The 24,006-nt window shown below is 68.6% G+C and carries 24 protein-coding genes; 7 read left to right on the forward strand and 17 right to left on the reverse strand.

Going from position 1 to position 24,006, the window contains the following annotated elements:
• Positions 1–191 precede the first annotated feature (191 nt).
• Both AB0M48_RS13050 and AB0M48_RS13055 read left to right on the forward strand, forming a co-directional pair.
• Positions 192–1,505, forward strand: coding sequence for a citrate synthase (locus AB0M48_RS13050; protein WP_363840121.1), 1,314 nt, complete (start codon positions 192–194; stop codon positions 1,503–1,505).
• Positions 1,506–1,701: 196 nt separating this feature from the next.
• Positions 1,702–2,946 (forward strand): deoxyribodipyrimidine photo-lyase, encoded by a 1,245-nt coding sequence (locus AB0M48_RS13055; protein ID WP_363840125.1) that lies wholly within the window; start codon positions 1,702–1,704, stop codon positions 2,944–2,946.
• On the opposite strand, the gene AB0M48_RS13060 is transcribed toward AB0M48_RS13055, so the two are convergent.
• Positions 2,936–4,117, reverse strand: coding sequence for an ABC transporter permease (locus AB0M48_RS13060; RefSeq protein ID WP_363840128.1), 1,182 nt, complete (start codon positions 4,115–4,117; stop codon positions 2,936–2,938). The genes AB0M48_RS13055 and AB0M48_RS13060 overlap by 11 nt on opposite strands.
• Positions 4,114–5,022 (reverse strand): ATP-binding cassette domain-containing protein, encoded by a 909-nt coding sequence (locus AB0M48_RS13065; protein WP_363840131.1) that lies wholly within the window; start codon positions 5,020–5,022, stop codon positions 4,114–4,116. Before AB0M48_RS13065 ends, AB0M48_RS13060 begins: the two co-directional genes overlap by 4 nt.
• A 129-nt stretch (positions 5,023–5,151) precedes the next feature.
• Between AB0M48_RS13065 and AB0M48_RS13070 the strand changes: the two genes are divergently transcribed.
• From AB0M48_RS13070 to AB0M48_RS13080, 3 genes are read left to right on the forward strand one after another with little or no spacing between them, the layout of a single operon-like run.
• A complete protein-coding gene (locus tag AB0M48_RS13070) occupies positions 5,152–5,604 on the forward strand; it encodes a YbaB/EbfC family nucleoid-associated protein (protein ID WP_363840134.1) in 453 nt (150 codons plus the stop codon).
• 19 nt (positions 5,605–5,623) lie between these two features.
• A complete protein-coding gene (locus AB0M48_RS13075; protein ID WP_363840136.1) occupies positions 5,624–5,932 on the forward strand; it encodes a hypothetical protein in 309 nt (102 codons plus the stop codon).
• Positions 5,929–7,614, forward strand: a complete 1,686-nt coding sequence (locus AB0M48_RS13080) for a hypothetical protein (RefSeq protein ID WP_363840139.1) — start codon at positions 5,929–5,931, stop codon at positions 7,612–7,614. The genes AB0M48_RS13075 and AB0M48_RS13080 overlap by 4 nt, the downstream gene beginning before the upstream one ends.
• Positions 7,615–7,677: 63 nt before the next feature.
• Here AB0M48_RS13080 and AB0M48_RS13085 read toward each other — a convergent pair whose 3' ends face one another.
• Positions 7,678–9,063 carry a glycerol-3-phosphate dehydrogenase/oxidase gene (locus AB0M48_RS13085; protein WP_363840141.1) on the reverse strand — a complete coding sequence of 462 codons (1,386 nt, stop codon included), beginning with the start codon at positions 9,061–9,063 and terminating at the stop codon, positions 7,678–7,680.
• Positions 9,060–9,635, reverse strand: a complete 576-nt coding sequence (locus AB0M48_RS13090; RefSeq protein ID WP_363840144.1) for a TetR/AcrR family transcriptional regulator — start codon at positions 9,633–9,635, stop codon at positions 9,060–9,062. The genes AB0M48_RS13085 and AB0M48_RS13090 overlap by 4 nt, the downstream gene beginning before the upstream one ends.
• On the opposite strand from AB0M48_RS13090, the gene AB0M48_RS13095 reads away from it, so the two are divergent.
• Positions 9,634–11,196, forward strand: coding sequence for an FAD-binding oxidoreductase (locus AB0M48_RS13095; RefSeq protein WP_363840147.1), 1,563 nt, complete (start codon positions 9,634–9,636; stop codon positions 11,194–11,196). The genes AB0M48_RS13090 and AB0M48_RS13095 overlap by 2 nt on opposite strands.
• A gap of 392 nt (positions 11,197–11,588) precedes the next feature.
• Here the strand turns inward: AB0M48_RS13095 and AB0M48_RS13100 are convergent, their stop codons facing one another.
• From AB0M48_RS13100 to AB0M48_RS13150, 11 genes are all read right to left on the reverse strand, one after another.
• Entirely contained in the window at positions 11,589–12,602 is a 1,014-nt protein-coding gene (locus AB0M48_RS13100; RefSeq protein ID WP_363840149.1) for an NADP-dependent oxidoreductase, read from the reverse strand.
• 85 nt (positions 12,603–12,687) lie between these two features.
• Positions 12,688–13,401, reverse strand: coding sequence for a GNAT family N-acetyltransferase (locus AB0M48_RS13105; protein ID WP_363840152.1), 714 nt, complete (start codon positions 13,399–13,401; stop codon positions 12,688–12,690).
• Positions 13,402–13,845 carry a hypothetical protein gene (locus AB0M48_RS13110; protein WP_319990078.1) on the reverse strand — a complete coding sequence of 148 codons (444 nt, stop codon included), beginning with the start codon at positions 13,843–13,845 and terminating at the stop codon, positions 13,402–13,404.
• Positions 13,842–16,661, reverse strand: coding sequence for an FtsK/SpoIIIE domain-containing protein (locus tag AB0M48_RS13115; protein ID WP_363840156.1), 2,820 nt, complete (start codon positions 16,659–16,661; stop codon positions 13,842–13,844). Before AB0M48_RS13115 ends, AB0M48_RS13110 begins: the two co-directional genes overlap by 4 nt.
• Positions 16,661–16,912 carry a hypothetical protein gene (locus AB0M48_RS13120; RefSeq protein ID WP_090007412.1) on the reverse strand — a complete coding sequence of 84 codons (252 nt, stop codon included), beginning with the start codon at positions 16,910–16,912 and terminating at the stop codon, positions 16,661–16,663. The genes AB0M48_RS13115 and AB0M48_RS13120 overlap by 1 nt, the downstream gene beginning before the upstream one ends.
• A complete protein-coding gene (locus AB0M48_RS13125; RefSeq protein ID WP_030481403.1) occupies positions 16,912–17,172 on the reverse strand; it encodes a hypothetical protein in 261 nt (86 codons plus the stop codon). Before AB0M48_RS13125 ends, AB0M48_RS13120 begins: the two co-directional genes overlap by 1 nt.
• Before the next feature lie 239 nt (positions 17,173–17,411).
• The gene (locus AB0M48_RS13130) at positions 17,412–17,843 is read right to left on the reverse strand and encodes a hypothetical protein (protein ID WP_363840160.1); all 432 of its coding nucleotides are present in this window, start codon (positions 17,841–17,843) and stop codon (positions 17,412–17,414) included.
• Positions 17,844–17,859: 16 nt separating this feature from the next.
• Entirely contained in the window at positions 17,860–18,336 is a 477-nt protein-coding gene (locus AB0M48_RS13135; protein WP_363840162.1) for a hypothetical protein, read from the reverse strand.
• Positions 18,337–18,927 carry a DUF4232 domain-containing protein gene (locus AB0M48_RS13140; RefSeq protein WP_363840165.1) on the reverse strand — a complete coding sequence of 197 codons (591 nt, stop codon included), beginning with the start codon at positions 18,925–18,927 and terminating at the stop codon, positions 18,337–18,339.
• 64 nt (positions 18,928–18,991) lie between these two features.
• A complete protein-coding gene (locus AB0M48_RS13145) occupies positions 18,992–19,861 on the reverse strand; it encodes a gamma-glutamylcyclotransferase (protein ID WP_363840168.1) in 870 nt (289 codons plus the stop codon).
• A 343-nt stretch (positions 19,862–20,204) separates the two neighbouring features.
• Positions 20,205–20,549, reverse strand: a complete 345-nt coding sequence (locus AB0M48_RS13150; protein WP_363840172.1) for a helix-turn-helix domain-containing protein — start codon at positions 20,547–20,549, stop codon at positions 20,205–20,207.
• 74 nt (positions 20,550–20,623) lie between these two features.
• On the opposite strand from AB0M48_RS13150, the gene AB0M48_RS13155 reads away from it, so the two are divergent.
• Positions 20,624–21,388 carry an SDR family oxidoreductase gene (locus tag AB0M48_RS13155; protein ID WP_363840174.1) on the forward strand — a complete coding sequence of 255 codons (765 nt, stop codon included), beginning with the start codon at positions 20,624–20,626 and terminating at the stop codon, positions 21,386–21,388.
• A 199-nt stretch (positions 21,389–21,587) separates the two neighbouring features.
• Here AB0M48_RS13155 and AB0M48_RS13160 read toward each other — a convergent pair whose 3' ends face one another.
• The gene (locus AB0M48_RS13160) at positions 21,588–22,538 is read right to left on the reverse strand and encodes a LysR family transcriptional regulator (RefSeq protein ID WP_363840176.1); all 951 of its coding nucleotides are present in this window, start codon (positions 22,536–22,538) and stop codon (positions 21,588–21,590) included.
• Between the two features lie 187 nt (positions 22,539–22,725).
• Positions 22,726–24,000, reverse strand: coding sequence for a PhzF family phenazine biosynthesis isomerase (locus AB0M48_RS13165; protein ID WP_363840179.1), 1,275 nt, complete (start codon positions 23,998–24,000; stop codon positions 22,726–22,728).
• Positions 24,001–24,006: the final 6 nt, after the last annotated feature.

Here is a 24,006-nt window from a genome sequence, read left to right on the forward strand (position 1 = left end):
AGAAACTGGCATTACGGATGTGATGCCGGTCCCATCTCTCAGAATCGGTTCACACCGCTGCTGCGAGGCGGGCCTTCCGCCGACTAGCGTGAGTGAACTTAGAAGACTCAGATCCCAACGGGGTGGTCCGAGACGACGGCAGGCCCAGCGTGGACTGCCGCCACCCCGTCCGAGCGTTGAGAGGGACTTGAATGCCCGACGCGACGACTGCGCCGACCGACCCACAGACCGTCGCGCTGCGCCACGGGGATGCAGAGCTCGAGATGAAGGTGGTGCGGGCGTCCGAAGGCGCGTCCGGCATCGATCTCGGCAAGCTGCTGTCGACCACCGGTCTGGTAACCCTGGACACCGGTTTCGTCAACACGGCCTCCTGCACCTCAGAGATCACCTACATCGACGGTGACGCCGGAATTCTGCGTTACCGCGGGTACCCGATCGAGCAGTTGGCGGCGCGTTCGAACTTCATCGAGGTCAGCTACCTCCTGATCTACGGCGAGCTGCCGACCGCCGCTCAGCTCGAGGACTTCTCGCAGAAGATCAGCAGGCACACGCTGCTGCACGAGGACCTCAAGCGCTTCTTCGACGGCTTCCCGCGCGACGCGCACCCGATGCCGGTGCTGTCGTCCGCGGTCTCCGCGCTGTCGACCTTCTACCAGGACTCGCTGTCGCCGTTCGACGCGAACCAGGTGGAGATCTCCACGATCCGCCTCCTCGCCAAGCTGCCGACCATCGCGGCCTACGCGTACAAGAAGTCGGTCGGCCAGCCGTTCCTCTACCCGGACAACTCCCTTGGCCTGGTGGAGAACTTCCTGCGGATGACCTTCGGGTTCCCGGCCGAGGCCTACGACCTCGACCCGGACCTGGTCCGCGCGCTCGACCTGCTCTTCATCCTGCACGCCGACCACGAGCAGAACTGCTCCACGTCGACCGTGCGCCTGGTCGGCTCCTCCGAGGCGAACCTGTTCGCCTCCATCTCCGCGGGCATCAACGCCCTGTTCGGCCCGCTGCACGGCGGCGCGAACAGCGCGGTGCTGGAGATGCTGGAGAAGATCAAGAACGACGGCGGCGACGTGAAGGCGTTCGTCAACAAGGTGAAGAACAAGGAGGACGGCGTCCGCCTGATGGGCTTCGGCCACCGGGTCTACAAGAACTACGACCCGCGCGCCGCGATCATCAAGAAGACCGCCGACGAGATCCTCGGCAAGCTCGGCGCCGACGACCAGCTGCTCGACATCGCGAAGCAGTTGGAAGAAGCCGCCCTGAGCGACGACTACTTCATCTCCCGCAAGCTCTACCCGAACGTGGACTTCTACACGGGTCTGATCTACCGGGCGATGGGCTTCCCGACGAAGTTCTTCACCGTGCTGTTCGCGCTCGGCCGGCTCCCCGGCTGGATCGCGCACTGGCGCGAGATGATCAACGACCCGGCCACCAAGATCGGCCGCCCGCGGCAGATCTACACCGGCCCGACGGAGCGCGACTTCATCGCGATGGAAAACCGCTGATCACACGCTAGATCTTCGGGCAAGCTGAAGGCGCGTCGCCACTGGCGGCGCGCCTTTCGCGTTGTCCTGGGGTGGGGCCTGACGGAGGTGAGCGCGGTGCCTCCGTGATGTGGCTGGTCATCTTTGAAGCCATCGCTTCACCCCTGTGGGCGCTGCCTGTCATGCAGGCGGCCCTTAGGCGCCTTAGCGTCGAGCGGTGAGTTCTTTCCCGTCGCTCGTCTGGTTCCGCCGCGATTTGCGGACATCCGATCATCCCGCCATTCTCGCGGCGGCGGAAAGGTCGCCTCGCGCACTCGCGTTGTTCGTTCTCGACGACAGGTTGCTGAAACCGTCCGGACAGCCGCGAATCGATTTCATGCACCGCTGTTTGCACGCCCTGAACGACGAACTGGGCGGCCGTCTGATGGTCGTGCACGGCGATCCGGTGGACGTGGTTCCGCGCATCGCGGAGGAAATCGGTGCGGAGAGCGTCCACATCTCCGCGGACTACGCGCCGTACGGGCGCCGCCGGGACGAGGCCGTCGAGGAAGCGTTGGGGGACATCGAACTCGTCCGCTCAGGCTCGCCCTACGCGGTCGCGCCCGGCAGGGTGCGCAAGCAGGACGGCACGCCGTTCAAGGTCTTCACGCCGTTCCGCGGCGCCTGGCTGGAGCACGGCTGGCGCAAGCCTGCGGACAGCGCCGCGTCCACTCTGGACTGGATCGAGCCAGCGCACAGCGAGGAACTTCCCAGCGTCAAGGAGAAACTTCCGGACGCGCTCGCGCTCTGGGAGAAGTTCCGCGACGAGCGGCTGGCCGACTACGACGAGACCCGAAACCGGCCCGACCTGGACGCGACCAGCAGGATGTCGGCGTTCCTGCGGTGGGGTGTGCTGCACCCCCGGACGCTGCTGCAGGACTGTGACGGAACGTTCCGCAGCGAGCTCGCGTGGCGCGAGTTCTACGCCGACGTGTTGTGGCACAGGCCGGAGACCGCGCGGCAGAACTACGACCGCAAGTTCGACCGCATGGAGCTGGACGCGGACAAGGAGCTCTTCGAGGCGTGGTGCCAGGGGCGCACCGGGTTCCCGATCGTCGACGCCGGCATGCGGCAGCTGCTGCGGGAAGGGTTCATGCACAACCGGGTGCGCATGATCGTCGCGAGCTTCCTGGTCAAGGACCTGCACCTGCCGTGGTGGTGGGGTGCGCGGCACTTCATGAAGCACCTGATCGACGGCGACATCGCCTCGAACCAGCACAACTGGCAGTGGGTCGCGGGCAGCGGCACGGACGCCTCGCCGTTCTTCCGCGTCTTCAACCCGACGACGCAGGCCAAGAAGTTCGATCCGGACGGCGCCTACGTCAGGAAGTACGCGCCGGACTCGCCCGGCATCGAACCGATCGTGAACCACGCGGTCGAACGCCAGGTGGCGCTCGACCGCTACCAGGCGATCAAAGCCTGAGCGCCTCGCGGAGCTTGACGCGAGCGCCGGTCCGCAGCACGGCGTTCGCGTAGACCTTGCCGCCCAGCCACGTGATCGCCGCGATGGCCAGCAGCGCCAGCACGACCGCGAGCAGCACCTGCCAGGCCGGGGCGACGCCCAGCGCCATCCGGCCCGGCATCAGGATCGGGGCGAACGGCGGCAGCATCGACAGCACCGTGACCGTCGGGCCGGAAGGGCTGCCGATCATCAGGTTGATGCCGGCCACGAACGCCACGATGATCGTCATGCTGATCGGCGTCAGCACCGACTGCAGTTCCTCCTGGCGCGACACCAGCGACGCGGCGGCCGCGAACACGGTGGCGTACAGGAAGAACCCGAGCAGGTACCAGAGCACGCCGGTCAGCAGGGCGGCACCGCCCAGCGCGCCGACGTCGATCACGTCGAAGGCGGAGGAGAGTCCCAGGCCGACCGTGGAGATCACCAGCAGCTGCAGCAGGCCGACCGCGCCGAGCCCGATCACCTTGCCCAGCAACAACTGCCACGGCCGCACGGTCGCGAGCAGGATCTCCACGACCCGGCTGGACTTCTCCTCGACCACGCCCTGCGCGACCATCGTGCCGTAGACGAGCAGCGAGTAGTACAGCAGCGCGGCCACGATCAGCCCGATCGCGAGGCGCTGACCTCGTTGCGGGTCAACGGGTTCCAGCGCGGTGACGGCCACGCGGGCGTTCGCGAGGCTCTGCGCGACCTCCTGCGGGTTGATGCCCGCCTCGGCGAGCTGCGCGGTCAGCACCTGCTGGCGCAGCACGTCGTTCAGCGCCGTCGCCAGCACCTCGTCGCCGGAACCCTTGACGATCATCTTCAGCTCCGGCGGCGCGCCGGTCACCAGCGCGTCCAGGGAGCCGTCGCGCACCTGCTGCTCGGCGTCGCCCTCGGTCGTGACGTCCCGCGTCTCGACCTCGATGCCGAACGCCTTCGCCTTGTCCCGCAACGGGTCCGCGAGCTGCGTGGCCTGCCCGGACAGCCCCACGACGCTGTGCTGCTGGTCGTCGAACAGGACCGACTGCAGCACCACGTAACCGGCGAGCACGGCGATGATCACCGCCGTGCCGATCAGGAACGACCTGGTGCGCACCTTCGTGACGAACTCGCGCTTCGCCACCAGCGAGACAGCTCGGGCCGACGTCATGCGCTCCTGCCCTCGATGGTCACCACGTTGCGGAACAGCTCGGTCAGCGACGGGCGCTGCCGGGAGAACTCGTGCACGGGACCGGCCGCGAGCGCCGCGTGCAGGACCGCCTGGTCGTCCACGCCGCCGGCGAGTTCGAGGACGCACCGCGTCCCGTTCCTCTCGATCACCCGCACGCCACTCAGCGTGGCAGCCCACTCGGTCGTTGGCGACTCCACCACGAGGCGAGCTTCGCCACTCGACCGGAGTTCGTCCACGGTTCCGCTCGCGACCATCGAACCGGCGCTGACGATGCCGACCCGGTCGCACAGCCGTTCCACCAGGTCGAGCTGGTGGCTGGAGAACACCACCGGCACCCCGGCGGACGCCTTCTCGCGCAGCACCTGGCTCATCACGTCCACGGCGACCGGGTCGAGGCCGGAGAACGGCTCGTCGAGCACCAGCACGTCCGGCTCGTGCACCAGCGCGGCGGCCAGCTGGACGCGTTGCTGGTTGCCGAGGCTCAGGCGCTGCACCTCGTCCGTGCGGCGGTCGCGCAGCCCGAGGCGCGCGATCCAGTTCTCCGCGCTCTTGTGGGCCTCGTTGGTGCCCATGCCGTGCAGCTCGGCCAGGTAGACCAGCTGGTCGAGCACCTTCATCCGCGGGTAGAGCCCGCGCTCCTCCGGCATGTAACCGATCCGGCGCCGGGTGTCGAGGTCGACGGTTCTCCCGTTCCACCGCACCTCGCCGGAGTCGGCGACGAGCACGCCCAGCGCGATGCGCATGGCCGTGGTCTTCCCGGCGCCGTTGCTTCCGACGAATCCGAAGAGCTCGCCTGCGCGCACGTCGAAGGACATGTCCCGCAGGGCGACGACCTCCCCGTAGCGCTTGGAGATCCTGTCGATCTCCAGCACTCCCTCAGGCACGGTGAACCCCTTCGTTAGCCCGGATGGCGGTAATCGGACTGAAAGTATCGGTGAGCAGGGAACGGGTGAAACGATACGGGCGTCTACGGCGAATCGAATGAACGACCAATTCACTCAACGGGGGTGACCATGGAGCCCATTGACCCGGATCAGTGGCTCAAGCAGTACGGGGCCAAGATCGAGCAGGCCAAGCAGCACGCTGAGCAGGCACGCGACCAGCTCGGTGGTGTCGGTGGCAGCGCCAGCTCGCCGGACGGCCTGATCACGGTGACCGTCAACGCCACAGGCGTTTTGACAGACCTCCAGATCAAGCCCGAGGCCCGTGGCATGGACCCCAGTGAGATCGCCTCCGCCGTGCTCGCCGCTTCCACCAAGGCCCAGCGTGACGCCTCCGGGCGGGTCGTGCAGATCATGACGGACTTCGTCGGCGACAGCCCCGCGCTCGAGTTCGTGAAGGCGCAGATGCCGAACGGATACGCGGGCGACGGAACCGACGAGGAAGAACCGAAGTCGGAGTTGGAGCGCAAGGACCTTCGGCCCGACGACGAGTACTTCACCAACCCGCCCGACGTCATGGCCTGAGTGCAGGAGGGGGTTAGGCATGCAGCAGCACTTCAACATCGACCTGGACGAGCTGAGAACCCACGCCGCGAACGTGGACCGGCTCATGGAACGGATGCGCAAGGCCACCGAGACGTGTGATCCGGGTGCCCTCACCACTGAGGCGTTCGGCGTCTTCCTCGGCTTCCTCGCCCAGAACGTCCTCCAGCAGGCAGGCCTGTCGCAGGACGGCCTCGGCAAGGCCGCGAACTCGCTGATGGACATGGCCGGCGGTCTCAAGCAGACCGTCGAGCAGTACGAGCAGGTCGACCTCGACAACATGTTCGGCTTCAAGGGAGGCCGGGGATGAACGCCCCAGCGACGCAGTCCAACGGTGCCGACACCCAGCAGCTGATCAGCAACATCTCCAACACGTACTCCGCCATCGAGCGCGGCGACTGGGTCAACGCGGGCCTCGGCATCGCGAACTCGGCCATGGGCATCGTCGGCATGGCGTCGAACCCGCTGAGCGGCTTCCTCTCCGCGGGTTTCAGCTGGGCCATCCAGCACGTCGACTTCCTGCGCGAGCCGTTCGACGTCCTGCTCGGCAGCCCCGAGTCGATCGCCAAGATGTCCGAGTCCTTCCGCAACGCGGGCAAGCAGGTCCACGGCATCGCGACCGAGTACGAGCGGATCTGCGTCTCGCAGACCCGTGAGTGGGAGGGCAAGGCGGCCGACGGCTACCGCGCCGCGGCCAAGAGGCACGCGGGTGGCCTGGAGACCCTCGCCAAGTCGGTCGAGGGCATCGCCGGCGCGGTCAAGGGCGCGGGCGAGCTCGTCGGCACGGTCCGCAAGATGATCATGGACCTGATCAGCCAGGCCGTGTCCGACATGGTCATGAAGATCATCCAGTGGCTGGCGGCGTCGTTCCTGACGTTCGGCGCGGCCATCGCGGGCGCGATCTCGGACATCGTCACGACCGCGGTCAACTACGCGAAGAAGCTGGCCGACTTCCTGCAGAAGCTCGTCGGCTCCGTGCAGAAGCTGATGAACCTGATCAAGTCCGTCTCGCAGATCGCCAAGGTCGCCGAGCAGGTCATCGACGCGATCTCCTCGATGGCGAACGGCGGCAAGGGCGGTGGCGGCGGCGGTCCCGTCCGGCAGACGTCCGGCGGCTTCGACGGCATCCGTGCCGACGACCAGTCCCGCGCGTCCGCGGGTGCGGGCGGCACGTTCACGAGCGGCGCCAACGGCGGTTACGCCGGTGGCCGGCCGACCGGTGGCGACGGCCTGACCAACGTCCGGCCCGGCTACCAGGGCGGCAACACCGACGGCTACCAGGGCCCGTACGGGCAGGGACCGGGCGTCGGCGCCGGTCCGCCCGTGCGTCCCATCTACACGCCTCCCGGCGGCACCCGCGGTCCCGTCTACACGTCTCCCGGCAACACCGGAGGCGGCGCCGGTGGCGGCGGGGGTTACGTTCCGCCCGGCTCCGGCTCCGGCGGCGGCACGGGCGCCGGTCCGGGTCGCTGGGTTCCCGGTCACTGGGAGTCCGGCACGACCACGACGGCCGGTGGCGAGACCGGGACCAAGCCTCCGTCGATCGGCACCACGCCGACGACGAACGACTGGTACCGCCCGCCGGCCACCGACCACGCCGCGTCCGCCGCGGCCGGTGGTGCCGGTGGCGGAGCAGGCGGCGGCATGCCCAAGGGCGGCGGCGGAGGTGGCGGAGGCGGTATGCCTCCCGGCTTCGGCGGTGGCCCGGCCGGCGGCGGTGGTGCCGGCGGCACCTCGGCCACCCAGTTCGGTGGCGCGGCCGGTGTCATGGCGGCCGGTAGCGGTGCCGCTCCCGCGGCGCCGGCCGCCGCCGGTGGCGCTGGTGGTGGCCCCAAGGGCGGCGCCGGCATGGCCCCGATGATGGGTGGCGCCCCGATGGCCGGTGGAGCCGGTCAGCAGGGCGGCAGCAACGAGCACAAGCGCAAGGTGCGGATCGAGGGCGAGTCCCTGGTCGAGCCCCCGAAGGCCGCGAAGCCGGTCATCGGCGAGTGACCTGGCACCAGCACTGAGTCCTTTGCGCTGAGAACGGGGCGTCCTTCGCGGGCGCCCCGTTCTTCATGCGTTCGCCATGAGCTTCTCGATCTCGGGGGCGGCCTTCTCGCGGTCCTTCGGCACCAGGCCGATGCGCGTGCGCCGGTCGAGGACGTCGTCGGCGTCCAGCGCGCCCTCGTGCCGGATCGCGTGGACGACGTCGGCCTCGGTGACGCCCGGCGCGATCGGAGTCGTCGGCGCCGGGCTGTCGTCGACCAGGCGGATGTCCTTGGTGCGGCAGGGGATCCGCGTCAGGTTCGTCGCGTCGACCGCGTCCGCCGCCATCCTGCGATAGGTGGTGAGCTTGCCGCCGACGACCGTGATCACGCCGTTCGGCGCGGTCAGCACGGCGTGGTTGCGGGAGAGGTCCGCGGTCCGGCCCTCGGCCTCGAGCAACGGGCGCAGGCCCGCGTAGCTGCCGATGACGTCGTCCCTCGTGAGCTTCCGTTGCAGGACGTGGGAAGCGGTCGTGAGCAGGAAGTCCACATCGGACTCGGGGACCCGCGGCACGTCCGGGATGGCGTCCACGGGCTCGTCGGTGAGGCCGAGGTACGCGCGGCCGTTCGCCTGGGGCAGCAGCAATGCGTAGCGGTTCTGCTCGCCGGGGACCGGAATGGTCAGCGCCGTGCCGGTGAGGCCCGCGCTCCTCGCGTCGATCACCAGGTGCGAACCGCGCGACGGGCGCAGCTGCACCGGGGCGAGCGTGCCGGCCCAGACACCGGTCGCGTTGATCACCGCCCTGGCTCTCACGGTGAAGGTGGTGCCGGTCAGCGTGTCCTCGACCTCGGCACCGTCGCCCTGCAGCGTCCTGACCTTCGCCCGGGTGATGATCCTCGCGCCCTGCCCGGCGGCGGTCCTGGCCAGCGCGACCACGAGCCGCGCGTCGTCGACGAGCTGGCCGTCGTAGCTCAGGAGACCGCCGGTGAGCTTCGCCGGGTCGAGGCCGGGGACCAGCGCCAGGGCCTCGTGCCGCTGCACCCGGCGAGGGCCGGGCAGCACGTCCGACGGCGTGCGTGCGGCGATGCGCAGCGCGTTGCCGGCGCGGAACCCGGACATGACGAAGTGGCCCGCGGTGGCGTGCAGGGGGAACAGCATCGGCAACGTGCGCGTGAGGTGCGGTGCCGTCCTGGTCATCAGGATGCCGCGCTCGACGGCGCTCTCGTGGGCGAGCCGCACGTCACCCTTCGCTAGGTAGCGCAGGCCGCCGTGGACGAGCTTGCTGGACCACCGCGACGTCCCGAACGCCAGGTCGTGCGCCTCCAGCAGGACGGTACGGAGGCCTCGGGAAGCCGCGTCGAGCGCGACCCCCGCGCCCGTGACGCCGCCGCCGATGACGAGCAGGTCGGCGACTTCCCGTTGCGCTGCTTCGAGGTCCAGCAGGCGCCTCGCGGCGTTCAGGGACGTGTTCACGGTTTCAGGGCTCCGTCCAGCTGTTTGGCGACCTCGTCGAGGAGCGCGGTGAAGTCGAGCCCGGACGTGGCCGGTCTGGTCGAGAGCACCATCGACTGCGTGGTCAGCAGCACCACGCGGGCCTGCGTCTTGGCGTCACCGAACCGGATCGAGCCGTCGAGGTGCCCGGCCTCGACCTGCGCGACGAGGAACTGCTCGACCAGCCGCTGCGTGCTGCCCAGCCGGTCGGTGAGGTACGGCAGCATCAGGTCCGCATCGAGCTGCAGGACGCGCTGCATCAGCGGGTTGGCGTCGAGCAGCCGGATGGCGTCCACGGCCCGCTGGACGAGCTGCTCGCGCGCGTTGCCCCGCCCGCCCGACCGTTCGACCTCTTCGAGCAGCGCGGCGAACTCCCTGGTCATCAGGGCTCTGACGAGGTGGTCGACGTCCGGGTAGCGGCGGTAGAGCGTCATGCGGCTCACGTTGGCCCGTTTCGCCACGTCGGTGAGGGTCGTCCGGCGGACACCCACCTCCAGAACACACTCACGGGTGGCGTCGAGCAGAGCGTCGTGGGTGTGACGTTGAGACGTCATGTGTAACACTGTATCAGTGACCAGGGCTCGATGGACCTCCGAAACCGTGCCGTTGCCGCCGCATGCGCTGGCTTGGCTGAGTCAGCGCGTCGGGCTGGGGGAGCCCCTGCCCGAGGTGCCCGTCGCGGTGCCGCCCTCCGAGTTGAGCGAGGACGCGTTCACGGCGCTGGAGGCCGTGTGTGCGGTGTCTTTGGAGGACGCGGATCGGCTTGGGCGTGCTGGTGGGCTGTCGTACCTGGACCTGTTGCGTCATCGCGGGCATGGGGAACTCGCGGTGCCGGACGCTGTGGTGCAGCCTGCCTCGCCTGACGAAGTTCTCGAGGTCCTTCGGGTCTGCGTTGAGTACGACATCGCTGTGGTGCCGTTCGGTGGTGGTACTTCCGTGGTGGGTGGCGTTGAGGCGTTGCGCGGGTCCAAGTCCGCTGTGGTGGCGTTGGACCTTGCCGGGCTTGGGCGTTTGGTCTCCGTCGATCCTGTGTCCCGGATTGCGGTGTTGCAGGCCGGGATCAGTGGGCCTGAGGCGGAGAAGTTGTTGGGGGAGCACGGGTTCACGCTTGGGCACGTGCCTCAGTCTTTTGAGCGGGCCACTATTGGTGGGTTTGCCGCTACTCGGTCCGCTGGGCAGGCTTCGTCCGGGTATGGGCGGTTCGAGGACATGGTCGAGTCGGTCCGGGTCGCTACGCCTGTGGGGGAGTGGGTTGCTGGGGCTGCTCCCGCTTCTGCGGCTGGTCCGGATTTGAAGCAGTTGGTGCTGGGTAGTGAAGGGTTGTTCGGGGTTATCACCGAAGTTTCTGTTCGCGTGCGGCCTCGGCCTTCCGCTCCTCGGTACGAGGGGGTTGTTGTCGACGGGTGGGAGGCTGGGGTTTCGCTTGTGCGGTCGCTGGCTCAGGCTGGGGCTTTGGCCGATGTCACTCGTCTGTCCGATGTGGACGAGACTGAGGTTGCTTTGGAGATGGCCGGGGCCAAGGCTGATCTGGTGAAGAAGTACTTGCGGTTGCGTGGGGTTTCGCAGCCTTGCCTGGTGATTCTCGGGTGGGAGTGCCGGTCCCGTGCCGCGACTGTTCGTGCGTTGCGTGGGCACAAGGTTGTTCGGCTTGGGCGGGCTATGGGGGCTTCTTGGCTGCATGGGCGGTTCAACGGGCCTCGGCAGCGGGATGCCTTGTTGGATGCCGGTGTTTGTGTAGAGACTTTGGAGACTGCTACTTGCTGGTCCCGGGTTTCTGAGCTGCGTGACGCTGTTCGGGAGGCGTTGGTTGCTGAGCTTGGGAATCCTGTGGTTATGTGCCACGTCTCGCATGCTTATGAGACTGGGGCTTCGCTCTACTTCACCGTGTTGGTGCCCCGGGATCTTGGTGATCCTGTTGGGCAGTGGGCCGCGGCCAAGGTTGCGGCCTCTGATGCGATCTCTCGGCTGGGGACTATTACCCATCACCATGCTGTTGGTCGCGATCACCTTCCCTGGTTGGAGAAGGAGATCGGGGCTGTGGGGGTTTCTGTGTTGCGGGCGGTGAAGGAACGGGTTGATCCGACTGGGATTTTGAATCCTGGGAAGTTGGTTTAGTCGCGGGTCTGTTGCGTTCCCCAGGTTGCGGGCGGCGTGGTCGCCTTGCGTGCTTTCTCTGGGGGCTCTGCCCCCAGACCCCCGGCAATCTGATCGGGGGATGGCGCCGTGCGCGGGTAGATGGCACGTCTGTTGCTTTGGGCGGCTGCCGGTTGCTTTGAGAGTTGCGTTGGCGGTGGGGTCCCGTCACGAGCCGCACCAAGAGCGGGCCACACCTGAAGAAGGGTGTCAAGCGGACGAAAGCGTGTCCGCTTGACACCCTTCTTCAGGTGCAGCAAGTGCTATGGCGCGACTCGTGACGGGACCCCACCGCCCTTGCCTTCTGGTAAGGACGGCTCGCCTTCGGCATCGCTTGGGGAGGGGTGGCTCGCCTTCGGCTTCGCTTGGCGTGCTTAGAACTTGACGAGCATCTTGCCGGTGTTCTCGCCTCGCAGCATGCCCAGGAATGCGGACGGGGCCTGGCGGACGCCGCCCTCGATGACCGTTTCGGAGTACTTGAGTTCGCCGGAGGCGATCCAGGCTGCCACCTCGGACACGAACTGCTCCTGCAGGGCCTTGTGGTCGCCTACGAGCATGCCGCGCAGGGTCAGGCGCTTGGCGAGGATCTGGATCATGTTGCTCGGGCCCGACGGCTTCTCGGACTCGTTGTACTGCGAGATGGCGCCGCACATCGTGATGCGGCCGTTGAGGTTGAGGACCTCGATGGCGGCTTCGAGGTGTTCGCCGCCCACGTTGTCGAAGTAGACGTCGATGCCGTCGGGGGCGGCGTCCGCCAGCTGCTTGGCCACCGGGCCGTCCTTGTAGTTGAAGGCGGCGTCGAAGCCCAGTTCCTCGGTGAGGTACTTGACCTTGTCCGGGGAACCTGCGGAGCCGATCACCCGGCTGGCGCCCTTGAGGCGGGCGATCTGGCCGACGATCTGGCCCACTGCGCCAGCCGCGCCGGAGACGAAGACCGCGTCGCCCGGCTTGAACTCGGCGGTCGCGAGCAGGCCCGCGTAGGCGGTCAGGCCCGGCATGCCGAGGACGCCGAGGTACGCGGAGAGCGGGGCGATGGTGCCGTCCACCTTCACGGCGTGCTTGGTGTTGACCACGGCGTAGTCGCGCCAGCCCAGGCCGTGCAGGACGTTGTCGCCCTCGGCGAAGCCCTCGACGTTCGCGCCCACTGCGACGATCTCGCCTACCGCGCCGCCGTCCAGCGGGGCGCCCACCTGGAACGGGGGGACGTAGGACTTCACGTCGTTCATCCGGCCGCGCATGTACGGGTCGACGCTCATGACCACGTTGCGCACCAGGATCTGGCCTTCGCCCGGGGTGGGGATCTCGACCTCGGCGATCTCGAAGGTCTCCTCCGTCGGCCAGCCGTTGGGGCGGGACGCGAGCCGGACCTCTAGTGCGGTGTTCGACATGGTCTGAGCATCTCCCTGTCTTGAGTCATGCGGATCAGTTATCCGTTTCAACCGTCCGCTGGTGACGACTGTTCCGGAATGTGACCTAGGCCGCAGGAAGAAGTGTCGTGACGTCGCGATAGGCGAAGCCGAGCTTGCGGTACACGGCGATGGCCGGGGCGTTGTTGTTCTCCACGAAGAGGGCGCAGGTGCCGTAGAGGGTGAGCAGGGAGGAGGCGACGAACTGGCAGATGCGTCGGCCCAGGCCCTGGTTCGTGTGGGACGGGCGGACGGCCACGCCCATCATGAAGCCGACGTCGGTGGACGACCAGGCTTCGGCCGCCGTGGCGACCAAGTCGCCGCCCTCGTGCACGCCTGCCCAGCGCCGAACGCCCTTCTCGCCGGGCCAGGCCCAGGAATCCGGGTTGGCCTCGCGCAGGAGGGGTTCCACGCCGTCCGGGGTGCCCAGCCAGGCGGCCTCGGCCGGGAGGTCCAGCGTGCCCGAACGGTCCATCCAGCCGAAGGGTTTGTCCTCCAGCCACGGGGTCGGCATCAGGGACGTCACCTCCAGCGCCAGCGGGCGTTCCAGCAACGGCCGCAGCTGTACGCCCCGGCCGTGTGCCGCGAGCAGGGACGCCACGCCCTCGGCCGGTCCGGACAGGACCAGCCGGCGGCGGCGGGTGAGTGATGGCGCGTACACGGCCACCGCGTCGCCGTGTGCCCAGGCCGCACCGCCCGACGACAGTGCCTGGGCTGCCCAGCGGACCATCGGGTCGTCGCTGGCGTCCTGCACGTCGGCGGTGGTGCGTAACCGGCGCACTCAGTCCTTCTGCTTGCGGCGCAACAGGGTTCGCTTCGCGAGCGACTCCTCCAGTGCCTGGTACGCGAGGTCCATCGCCCGGTTGTACTCGCCCTGGGGGCGTGGGGGGACGGACTCGTCGGGCTGCGGGAACGTGACCATCTGCAGCCAGCGCTCGTTCCAGAGCTGCTCGACCGCCGCCTCCCAGTGCAGGGCGGCGCCCATCCGCACGACCCGCTCGCGATCGCGCACCTCGGCGATCTCGTGCTGGGTCGACGCGAGCCGCTCGGCGAGTTCGGCGCACCGCACCTCGTCCAGCTTGCGCTGGCGAGCAGCCGCGTCGGTGGCGATGGCGATGATCTCCTTGTAGCGCTCGACCGCGGAGATCGTCGGCACCTCGATCACCTCCTCGCTCTGACGCTGCGACGGGACCGACTCGAACATCGTCGTCATCATCGGGTTCATGACAGCTCTCCTGTGTCGAACGGGATGATCACTTGCGGTCGCGAGTGCTCGAACCGGTCGAAGAACAGGCCGCGGCGCGGCCTCGGCGACCACGACATCACCTGCTCCGGTCCGAGCGACAGCAGTTCCTTGCCCTGGACGTCGAACGCCACCCAGGCGCCGATGTCGTCGTAGACGCCGGGCGGGAGGCTCGCCTTCAGCCTCTGCACGCCGCGCCACCAGCCCAGCACGTGCGTGCGGTTCTCCGGGCCGTGCTTCAGAACGGTGCGGAGACTGTCCACACCGGACATCCGGGTCGCCGGATCCTTCTGCTCCAGCAACGTCTGTGCGGCGTCGACGCCGTACAGCACCAGGTAGTGCGGCGACAGCGGCGCGTCGGTCTGGCCCGTGTTGATCGACTGCAGCCTGGCCGCCGTCTCGTCCAGCAGCCTGCGGATGCCGTCGATCTGGACCACCTCGGCGTCGTGCCCGTCCGCGCTCAGGCGCTTCGACAGGTACAACGCCGAGGGCATCGCCTCTTCCACCAGGCAGGCCAGCGAGAACCTCGCCTCGTGCGGGTGGTGCTGCCTGCCCAGCGACGCGGCCGCTCCGCCGAGCACCGCGGCCGCGTCCTGGACCACGGAGCCGATCACCGCGATGTTGCGGCCCGGGGTCCGGGCGAAACGCACACGTGCCGCGCTGCCCGCGACGTCGATGACCTGTCCGAGGAGAACGGTAGGCGATGCCTCGCCCGGCCGCAGGTCGAGGAAGTCCTGCGTCGCGTCGATCAGCGGGATCTTGCTGCCGTCGAACAGGCCTGGCGCCCGGCCCGGCTGGCGGCGCCACAGCTCGGTCTGCAGGGAGTCCATGGTGCCCTTGGACGTCGAGTCCGGGACGCGGCAGATCTCGTTGCCGGGCTTGACGCCCGACTCGTGGTTGATCACCGCGTGCCAGCGGGGCAGCTCCACGGCGGCGTCGTTCTGCGGCTCGGCCAGCACCCGGCGGGCCTTGGGCAGCGCGATGCGGACGGTGAACTGCTCGAAGATCGCCGACTTGCCCCAGAAACCCTCGATGCCCGAGACGTCCTGCGACGACAGCACGAGGTGGATGCCCTGCGAACGGCCGCGGCGCGCCACGTCCTCCAGCAGTTGCGTCGCGGCGGCGGTGACCTGGTCGCGTTCGCCGAACAGGTACTGGAACTCGTCGATCACGGCGACGATCCGCGGCCAGCGGCCGGTCGGGTCCTCGGCGCGCAGGTGCTCCAGCTTGGTGACCTCGTGCAGCTTCGCCGCGTCCGCCCGCCGGCGCATCTCGTCGGACAGGAACCGCAGCAGCGCCACGCCGAACTCGCGGTCGGTGTTGACGTTCACGCCGACCAGGCGCGCGTGCGGCAGCCACGACGGGTCCTTGCGGCCCGGTGCGAACTGCGCGAACGACACGCCTTCCTTGAAGTCCAGCAGGTAGAGCTCCAGCTCGTTCGGCGAATAGCGCGCGCACAACGAACCGAGCATCGCGTAGAGGAAGTTCGTCTTGCCGGAGCCCGAAGGCCCGCCGATCAACGCGTGCGGTGAGGTGTCGCCGAGCTGCACGCAGACCTGTTCGCCGTCGTCGAAGCCGACGGGTGCGATGACGCCGGCCGACGAGTTCTCCGTCCACGGCCGGTCCGGCAGCAGGTCGTCGAACTTGCTCATGCGCGAGCGCCGTTCCTCGCGCTTCTCCGCGATGGCGGCACAAGCGCGCGGCACCAACGTGCGCGGCAGAGCGGGATCCAGCGTCACGGTCACGTCTTTGCCGGTCATCGTGCAGAACGCGGTGCCGTCGCCCCGCAACGACACCGTCTCCACCGGCGAGTTGATCGTGATCGGCACGTCCACGATGAACAGCTGCACGCCGCACGCCAAACCGTTGCGCGCCACGCGTTGCAGCTGTTGCTGCTGGTCTTCCTTCAACGCCTTGCGGTTGCCGAACAGCACGGCGATCCGCCACGGTTCGGTGCGCCGGCCCTCACCGCTGACCGCGCGAACGGTCAGGTGGCCGTCGACCAGGACCTTGGTGTGCACCTGGCGGATGTGCTCGGACATCTCGTCGAGCAGCTCGTGCAGCCGCGCCGGATCGTGCACCGTCAGCAGGTTCGCGCGGGTCAGCGGGTAGAGGCCGGGCAACGACCCGGTCAGCTGGCCGACGTCCCACACGTGCACGTGCACGAGCCCCGGCTGGAAGTGCGACAGCACGCGCAGCAACAGGTTCTCCACCAGCGTGTCCGCGAGCTGGCGGGTGTCCGGTGTGGACGAGATGTGCAGGTGCGCCTGGTCCAGCAGCGGCACCGCGACGGGGAACGGGGCGGGCGTCGGCGCCGACGTCACCACGCCGGTGCCGATCCGCCACAGCTCCGGCACACCCTCGCTGCCGTCGTGCGTGCCGGGATGGCCGAGCCACGACTCGTGCGGCAACGACGCGGGGCCGGCGGCGACCGAGTGCACCAGCTCGGTCAGCTGCTCGGGGCCCGTGGTCGTCCACTCGTGGAACGACTGCTCCCAGTCGTGCCTGATCTGGGCGAGCCGCTCGGCGAACTGCGGCATCGAGAGCGGTGCGAGACGCGGGTTCCTCGTGCGCTTCTCGTCGACCGTCAGGAACGAGGTCACGTCCTTCAGGGCGGCGTCCTGCAAGGCCTTGTCGACGCCCATGCCGCGCACGGTGAACTCGAACATGTCCTTGGCGTGCTCGGTGGCGAGCAACCGGTGTTCGCGCGCCACGGAGCCCAGCGCGGCCGAAACAGCGCGCTGGAACTCCACGAAGGCGTCTTCGATCCTCTGCCGCCGGTCGTCCCGCCTGCTCATCACAGCTCCACGGTGAGTCGTTGGATGCGCTCTAGGGTTCCCACCATCAGTTCCAGCTGATCGGGGAATCTTTCCTTCGCGCGCACGAACTCCACTGGAAGCAACGACTCGTGGTGGTTCTCACTCGACTCGGCGAGGATGGCGACCGCCTCGTCGAGGCCCTCCTGCGCTGATCGCACGTTGCGGTACGACTCACGCAGGATCTCGCCCGCCTGCTCGAGCGCGGCACGAACCTCGCCGATGGACGCCATCAAAGCCTGCTGTTGATGCCCTCGGCCCCGGAAATGCCGGCGCCGAGGTAGTTCTGCAGCTCGCTCACGCCGGACACGACCTGGGCGAACTGGGCGTTCGTCGTCTCGACGTCCGCCTGCACGGAGCCCTGCGTGACCGATGTCAGCAGCTGCTGCGCGTCCTCGGCGAGCTCAGCCGCCTGTTGGAGGGCCGACTGGCTTTGAGCCGCCTTGTCGATCGCCTGGGCAATTGCGGCACGGACCTCTTCGATGCTGGCCATGTCGACTCCCGAACCCTCCGGAACAAGATGGTCTGACGACCACCCTTAGTAGAGATTGTGCCCAGATTTTCACAGTTGAGAGCGAAGATCGGCTAACCGGGTGGATGCCTGAATCCACTCGAACGGGCCTTGATTTAATGATCAGTTCAGCCCGCCGCAGGCCGCCTGTCCACGCGTGTAGCAACTCTCACAACGACGCCTACAGCCCGTTGAGCGTTCGTGTCTACCGGCCGGGTGAATCAAGACGGCTTCGAGGGCGAGTTGTCACGCAAAGTTCCTGCCCCGAAAGGGTCATCTCCGGCCCAGACCTCGACCAGAACGCGCTCGGCGCCCGGAACGAGGTCGTTGATCAGCTCGGGTTCGTCCAGAACGGTCCACGCCGTCGGCGGCTCGCACGCCACCCGCGGCGCCGAGAAGCCCTCACCCAGCCCGCGCACGAACGTGCGAACGGCCCGCGCCAGCGCGGCGGAGACGTTGTGGGTGGCCTTCTCCGTGCTCGGCCGTGTGATCACCACGGCCCAGCAGCCCGGCTCTTCGTCGGAACAGTCGCGGGCGTCCACGATCTGAGCGCCCGCACGGCTGATGAGCGCGTCGCACGCGGCACGCGCCTGTTGCTCGTCCGCTGCCTCGACCACCACGGTGATCAGCAGCACGAGGTCGTCTTCGTCCATGACACCCGAAATGGTGTCAGATGACCCGCCGCGTGAACTCCAGCACCCGAGTGACGGCCTCGCCGTCGGTCAGCAGCCCGTCCGCGACGTACTCCTCGAACGCCGAGCCGCGGATGCGGTCGATGCCCTCGCGGGTGTCCGAGATCGGCACGATCTCGTCGTCCGAGCCGTGCAGCCACAACGTCGGCAGGTCGCCCAGCGCCGGCCCGGAGCCGACCTCGTCCATCAGGTCGGCCAGTTCGTTCGACGCGCCGTCCCACAGGCCGAGCACCGGTGACACCAGCACCAGTGCGGCGATCCCGGAGTGCGTCTGTGCACAACGGACCGCGGCGGGCGCGGCGGTGAACTGTCCAATGAGGACGACCGGCCGGTCAGCGGTCTCGATCACCGCTTCGAAGTTCTCGCTCACCACCACCGGAACGCCCGCGGTGCGCAGCGAGAAGGCGATGCGCTCGCCGTGCGGCAGCACGGCGAGCCATCCAGGTACGTGCATCTACGAAGCGTAGAAGGCGCTTATCTCGATCCGGCCACCCGAGCAGACGGGGCCCAGGTTCCACGGCAGGGACAGCGGTGCCGTCTCGTTCGGCGGGATCGCCGCGACCTTCGACGGCTCCGGCTGGCACGTGCCCTCCACCGGCTCGCCGCCCGCGGGCACGACGCTCCAGTGCAGGTTCGCGGTGGCCTTCGCGCCGGGTGCGAGTGTCAGAGCGGCAGGACCGGGGTCGGCCTTGCGCTCCAGTTTGGTGGGCACGGCGCCGGATGCGTTCTCCAGCTGGAAACCGCTGTAGCCGTTCAACGTGCACGGCACCGTTCCGCCGTTCGTCACCACGAACTTGCCGTACCTGTTTCCCGCACCGGCATCAGTGGGAACGATCTCGCCCTTCAGCGCCGCCGAGTCGCAGCGCTTCCCGTCGGGCGAGACCGCCTGGGGGTTGTCCGACGCGGGAGCGGACGAGGAATCCGTCGACGACGGTGTCGACGGTGCCGTCGGCAGCGTTTGCGCGGCCTCTTCCGGCGTTCTCGTCCCGCATGCCGTAACGGAAGCGAGCACCAGCAGTCCGCAAGCGATCAACCGTCGTGTCATGGGTGCACCTCCTACCCCGAGGATGTGCCCAATTCCCCACAAGCCAACGCAACGTGCCGGAAATTCACCGGATCTGGTGGACGTCCCATCCGTCCGGAAGTTCCGCCATGCCCTGCACAGCGGCGGTCCAGAGGTACGTCCAGGCGATGCGCCCGTCGGGCAGCACGACGCGCACGCGGCGGTAGTCGTCGCCCTCGTACTCGTCGAGCAGCGGCAGCGCGTCCTCGGGCGACTTGAGCCGCAGCACGAAGCCGGGCACGCCCAGCCCGGCGCCGGGGCGCAGCGCGGGATAGCCCTGGCCGGTGTCGAACAGCGTGCCGGGCAGGTGGGTCTCCTCGGACTCCACGACGTGCGGCTCCATCAGGTGCCAAGCGCTTGCGCCCGGCTGGAGGGTGCCGTAGACGAACAGCAGCTCGGGCCAGTCGTCGGCGGACGGCTCGCCGTGGACCTCGGTGACGTCCAGTCCGTCGCTCATCGCAGGCCTCTCGCCCAGCACGCGCGCGCCCCGCTGTGAGACGTCCGCGCAACGGACCATGCGGCCGTTGAAGAGCACGGGCATCCGCTTCTTGGAGCCTGCGGTGTACGCCAGAACGCTGTCGATGACGCCGCCGTTGTAGAGCACCACACGGCCCGTGTGCACGCGTACAAGCCGATAGCGCAGTCCGCGTCCCTCGCATCGGTCCAGCACACGCAACTGCTCAGGCGTGGCGAACCAGATGGAGTGCTCCTCAGTCACGCCGGGCGCCCCCGCGAGCGTCGCCGGCCGCTGCCCGTCACGCATGCGCAGCCCGGCGGCCCAGACAGCAGTAAGGCCCTCGCACCGTGCGCGCAGCACGACCGCGGGGCCTTCGAGACCGAGCTCCTCGCGGAGCCAGGTGAGCTTGCTGGGATTGGCGTTCGACCCGTAGCCGAGCACGGGCATTCGGCCCGCCAACGGAGGCTCACCGTGGTTCGCCAGCCATTGGTCTAGATCGATGTTCTCCGGCTCAACACGCCATCCCGACTCCATGGTGAGGTCCGGTCGCACTGGCCAGCCCGTTTCGTCGACGTGGACGAAACAGTGGTCTGGACGAGTGCCCGGATAGGGCTCAGCCGGATGGCTTTCGTCGGTGAACGGTTGGGCCATTGGTCCATTGTGCCAGTTCGAGGGGCCAGATGGCGCCCCCTAACCGTGACCCATCCGATGTCTACCCCCGATTTTCGGCGTTCAAGTGAGAACGTTCACTGCGCAATCGGGTGACTAGCCCGATGTCTGCTCGCTGCTGCTCCGGCGAACCTCAGGAGCCGTCATAGTGTTCCTGCGCCTGGGTGACCTCGGGCTGGTTCGCGGCGATCCACGAGGCGAGCGCCACGAGGTGACTGGCCGCCCCCTTGCCGAGCGGCGTCAACGTGTACTCGACGTGCGGCGGGATCACCGGATGCACCTCCCGGTGCACGAACCCGTCCCGCTCCAGCGTCCGCAGGGTCTGCGTGAGCATCTTCTCGCTGACGACCTCCAGCTCACGCCGCAGATCGCTGAACCGCCAGGAGGCCCCGTCGAACAGGGCCTGCAGCACCAGCACGCCCCACTTGCTTGTGACGTGCTCCATGACCGCCCGCTCGGGACACGTCGTGACCTGCATGCTCACCTCCACGTAAGTACCCAACTTCAAAGTGGGTACTTTCCAAAGGTTAGCGCTAACCGCAACCTGAACGCATGACGATCCTCATCACCGGAGCAACCGGCCAGTTCGGCAACGCAGTGGTCCGCCACGTCCTCGGCCGCACGAACGAGCAGGTCATCGTGTCCGTGCGCAGCCCGGAGAAGTTCACCCTCGAAGGCGTGAAGGTCCGCCAGGGCGACTTCAACGAGCCGGGGACCCTCGACTTCAGGGGCGTCGACAAGCTCCTGATCGTGTCGGCCGACGACCACGACACCGACGTGCGCATCAGGCAGCACAAGAACGCCATCGCCAAGGCCGTGGAGCACGGCGTGGGCCACATCTTCTACACGAGCATCACCGACGCCGACACGTCCCCGTCGCTCGCCGCACCGGTCCACAAGGCCACCGAGGAGGCCATCCGCGCCACGGGCGTCCCGTTCACGTTCCTGCGCAACGGCATGTACCACGAGAACTACCTCGAGGCCCTCGCCCAGGACACCGTGGCGATCTCCACGAAGGACGGCCGGGTGGCCAGCGCGTCCCGCGACGACTTCGCCCAGGGCGCCGCTGTCGCCCTCACGACCGAGGGCCACGAGAACCAGACCTACGAGCTCACCGGTTCGACCAGCTGGTCGTTCCCCGAGCTCGCGGGCGACAGGTACCGCGACGTCACCGACGACGAGCTGATCGCCGCGGGCGTGCCCCCGTTCCTGGTCGACTTCTTCAAGTCGATCCGCAACGGCGTCTTCGCCGAGGTCCGCCCGGACCTGGAGAAGCTGCTCGGCCGCCCGACCACGCCGATCAAGGTCACCGTCTGACCCGATGTCTCCGGAACTGCCGGACGTGGGCGCGTTTCATGTCCGTTGACCGCACGCGGGGAGCTTTCGTACGGTCAGACCGCACGCGGGGGCCCTGCGTGCGGTGGGAAGGCACGCGGGATCCCCGCGTGCGGGCTGGAGCGGCGGGGAAGAGGAAGGCCGGCGCTGGTTGGCTCGGACACGACCTCTGGCCAGGCGCTCAGGTGAACTCGGGATGCGCCTCCGGGTGCGCGTCCCACCACCTGCGGTACTCCGGGTTGCGGTCCAGCACCGATCGGTAGGCGTCGGCGGCGCACGCGAACACCTCGTGCGCCCGCCCCGCCACCGGCGAGTCCCTGCGCGTGGCCACGAAGATGTCCGTCATCAACGGCATCCCCCGCAACCGCCGGATCACGATCCCCTCCCCGGTCCGGGAAGGCGCCGCGGCGAACGAGACACACCCGCCGGCGACCAGCCCGCGGGCCATGCTCGCCTCACCGGTGTGGTGGGTGAGCCGGGGCACGAACCCGGCGTCGGCACAGGCCTGGAACAGCTGCGTCCGGCTGCCGATGTGCTGCTTCGGCGGAGTGACCCAGTCCCGGTCGGCCAGGGAAGCCAGGTCCACCTCTTCCAGCCCGGCCAACGGATCCGTTTCGGACAACGCCACGAACGCCGGCTCGGTCACCAGCTTCCGCAGCTCGATGCCGGCCAGGTCGCGCGCGTGCATGCCGTCGAAGAACTCGAACAGCGCCACGTGGACCTGCCCGGCCTCGAGCATCTCCACGATCTCCGCGGACGACGGCCTGACCTCGGCGCGCACGTCCGCGTTGAGCCCTCGCAGGCCCTCCACGAGCTTGGCGAAGTACAGGATCGGGATGCAGCCGAAGAAGAGCGGCCCTCGGCGGTCCGTCTCGCGGGTGTTGGCCATCAGCTGTGCCATCTCGTCGAGCACCAGCCGTGCGGTGCCCAGCACGCGGCGGCCCAGGTCGGTGGGGACGCACCCGTTGCGCGTCCGGTCGAACAGCTGGCCACCGACGAGTCTCTCGACGGTGCGCAGCTGGGCGGACAGGGCGGGTTGGGTGAGTCCGAGCCGCGTCGCGGCCCTGGTGACGCTGCCTTCCTCGGCGATGGTTCGTACCGCGCGGAGGTGTCGGAGCTCCAGCTCGGGCATAAAGACCTTGTATCCCCCTTCTGAATGCGCCGCCACCCTTCGATCGGGGCATAGTGGCATCGATCGATCTTCCGGCCCGGCGCTTGCGGCAGCGCCTTCGGGTCCGGCGCGGGAGGGTGCGCACCCCTCGGTCCGACGCTGCTGCCACGCACCCTGCGCACCGTGACAGCAGCGTCGGACCTATGCGTCAGGGGATGGGAACGGCCGCGCCCGTCACGGTCACCCGGCGGTCCTCGCGGGTGGCGTCGACCTCCAGCCGCGACGGCCTGCCCATGTCCTCTCCCTGGCTGATGACGAACCGCTGCGGCCCTTCGAGGTCGCGCAGGTAGCCACCGAACGCGGCGGCGGCAGCGCCCGTGGCCGCGTCCTCGACGACACCGCCGACGGGGAACGGGTCGCGGGCGTGCACGAGGTCCGCGGACTCCCGCCAGAACAGGTGCACCGTCGTCAGGTCGTGCGCCAGCATCAGGTCGCGCAACGCGTCGAAGTCGTAGTCGAGCTCGCGCAGCTGCTCGCGGTCCTTCAGCGGGATCAGCAGATGGCGTGCGCCGCCGAAGCCGACGTGCACCGGCCCGTCGCCGATCTCCTTGTAGCCCAACGCCTCCAGCGCGTCCGCGACCAGCGCGGGGTCCGCGGCGGACGTGCTCGTCGGCACGCTGGTCAGCGAGGCGGTGCCACCCGAGGTCTCGATGGTGATCTCGCCGGCCCGCGTGTGGAACGTCAGCGGCCCGTCCCCGATCCGCTCGGCCAGCGCGACGGACGTCGCGATCGTGGCGTGCCCGCAGAACGGCACCTCGGCCTTCGGGCTGAAGTACCGGACGTCGAACTCGCGCTCGGTCCGCGGCACCACGAACGCGGTCTCCGAGTACCCCACCTTCGCCGCGATCCCGAGCATCTCGTCGTCGCTCAGATCGGACGCGTCGAGCACCACACCCGCCGGGTTCCCGCCGGCCGGATCGGTCGTGAAAGCGCTGTACCGCAGGACGCCCTTGTCGCTCATACCCCGGTCCAACGCGTAGCAGTGCTGAAGTCTTCCGCCCGTGTTCTTGCTGGTGAAGTACCTCAGCCCGGCCTTCTCCAGCACCCGCCCGGAGGCGGCGTTCCTGGCGTCGGTCCCGGCCACGACCCGGTCCGCGATGGCGAGCGCCCGGTCCCGCAGCTCCACCGCGACCCGGGAGGCGACCCCGCGGCCCCACCAGGCGGGGTCGATCCAGTAGCCGATCTCGATCTCGCCGAGGTCCCCGTCGAGCATCTGCGCGAGCCCGATGACCACGCCGTCCTCGACGACGGCGTGCAGGCCGAAGCCGTGCACCTCCCAGTGCCGCAACGCCTGCTCGTGCCGTTCCGCCACGTAGTCAGGGGTCCAGGGCATGCCGTTGCCGACGTACGCCGTCATCCGCGGGTCGGACGCCCACCGCAGCAGGTAGCCGAAGTGCTCGTTCTCCCACCGCACGAGTTCCATGAGGAC

It is taken from the genome of Lentzea sp. NPDC051208, assembly GCF_040682435.1.
GTDB classification, from domain to species: domain Bacteria; phylum Actinomycetota; class Actinomycetes; order Mycobacteriales; family Pseudonocardiaceae; genus Lentzea; species Lentzea kristufekii.

Coding starts and splice junctions, on each gene's coding strand:
- AB0M48_RS13050 (WP_363840121.1), top strand. CDS start 192: ATGCCCGACGCGACGACTGCGCCGACCGACCCACAGACCGTCGCGCTG.
- AB0M48_RS13060 (WP_363840128.1), bottom strand. CDS start 4,117: ATGACGTCGGCCCGAGCTGTCTCGCTGGTGGCGAAGCGCGAGTTCGTC.
- AB0M48_RS13070 (WP_363840134.1), top strand. CDS start 5,152: ATGGAGCCCATTGACCCGGATCAGTGGCTCAAGCAGTACGGGGCCAAG.
- AB0M48_RS13075 (WP_363840136.1), top strand. CDS start 5,624: ATGCAGCAGCACTTCAACATCGACCTGGACGAGCTGAGAACCCACGCC.
- AB0M48_RS13080 (WP_363840139.1), top strand. CDS start 5,929: ATGAACGCCCCAGCGACGCAGTCCAACGGTGCCGACACCCAGCAGCTG.
- AB0M48_RS13095 (WP_363840147.1), top strand. CDS start 9,634: ATGTGTAACACTGTATCAGTGACCAGGGCTCGATGGACCTCCGAAACC.
- AB0M48_RS13090 (WP_363840144.1), bottom strand. CDS start 9,635: ATGACGTCTCAACGTCACACCCACGACGCTCTGCTCGACGCCACCCGT.
- AB0M48_RS13100 (WP_363840149.1), bottom strand. CDS start 12,602: ATGTCGAACACCGCACTAGAGGTCCGGCTCGCGTCCCGCCCCAACGGC.
- AB0M48_RS13110 (WP_319990078.1), bottom strand. CDS start 13,845: ATGAACCCGATGATGACGACGATGTTCGAGTCGGTCCCGTCGCAGCGT.
- AB0M48_RS13115 (WP_363840156.1), bottom strand. CDS start 16,661: ATGAGCAGGCGGGACGACCGGCGGCAGAGGATCGAAGACGCCTTCGTG.
- AB0M48_RS13120 (WP_090007412.1), bottom strand. CDS start 16,912: ATGGCGTCCATCGGCGAGGTTCGTGCCGCGCTCGAGCAGGCGGGCGAG.
- AB0M48_RS13125 (WP_030481403.1), bottom strand. CDS start 17,172: ATGGCCAGCATCGAAGAGGTCCGTGCCGCAATTGCCCAGGCGATCGAC.
- AB0M48_RS13130 (WP_363840160.1), bottom strand. CDS start 17,843: ATGGACGAAGACGACCTCGTGCTGCTGATCACCGTGGTGGTCGAGGCA.
- AB0M48_RS13135 (WP_363840162.1), bottom strand. CDS start 18,336: ATGCACGTACCTGGATGGCTCGCCGTGCTGCCGCACGGCGAGCGCATC.
- AB0M48_RS13140 (WP_363840165.1), bottom strand. CDS start 18,927: ATGACACGACGGTTGATCGCTTGCGGACTGCTGGTGCTCGCTTCCGTT.
- AB0M48_RS13150 (WP_363840172.1), bottom strand. CDS start 20,549: ATGCAGGTCACGACGTGTCCCGAGCGGGCGGTCATGGAGCACGTCACA.
- AB0M48_RS13155 (WP_363840174.1), top strand. CDS start 20,624: ATGACGATCCTCATCACCGGAGCAACCGGCCAGTTCGGCAACGCAGTG.
- AB0M48_RS13160 (WP_363840176.1), bottom strand. CDS start 22,538: ATGCCCGAGCTGGAGCTCCGACACCTCCGCGCGGTACGAACCATCGCC.
- AB0M48_RS13165 (WP_363840179.1), bottom strand. CDS start 24,000: ATGGAACTCGTGCGGTGGGAGAACGAGCACTTCGGCTACCTGCTGCGG.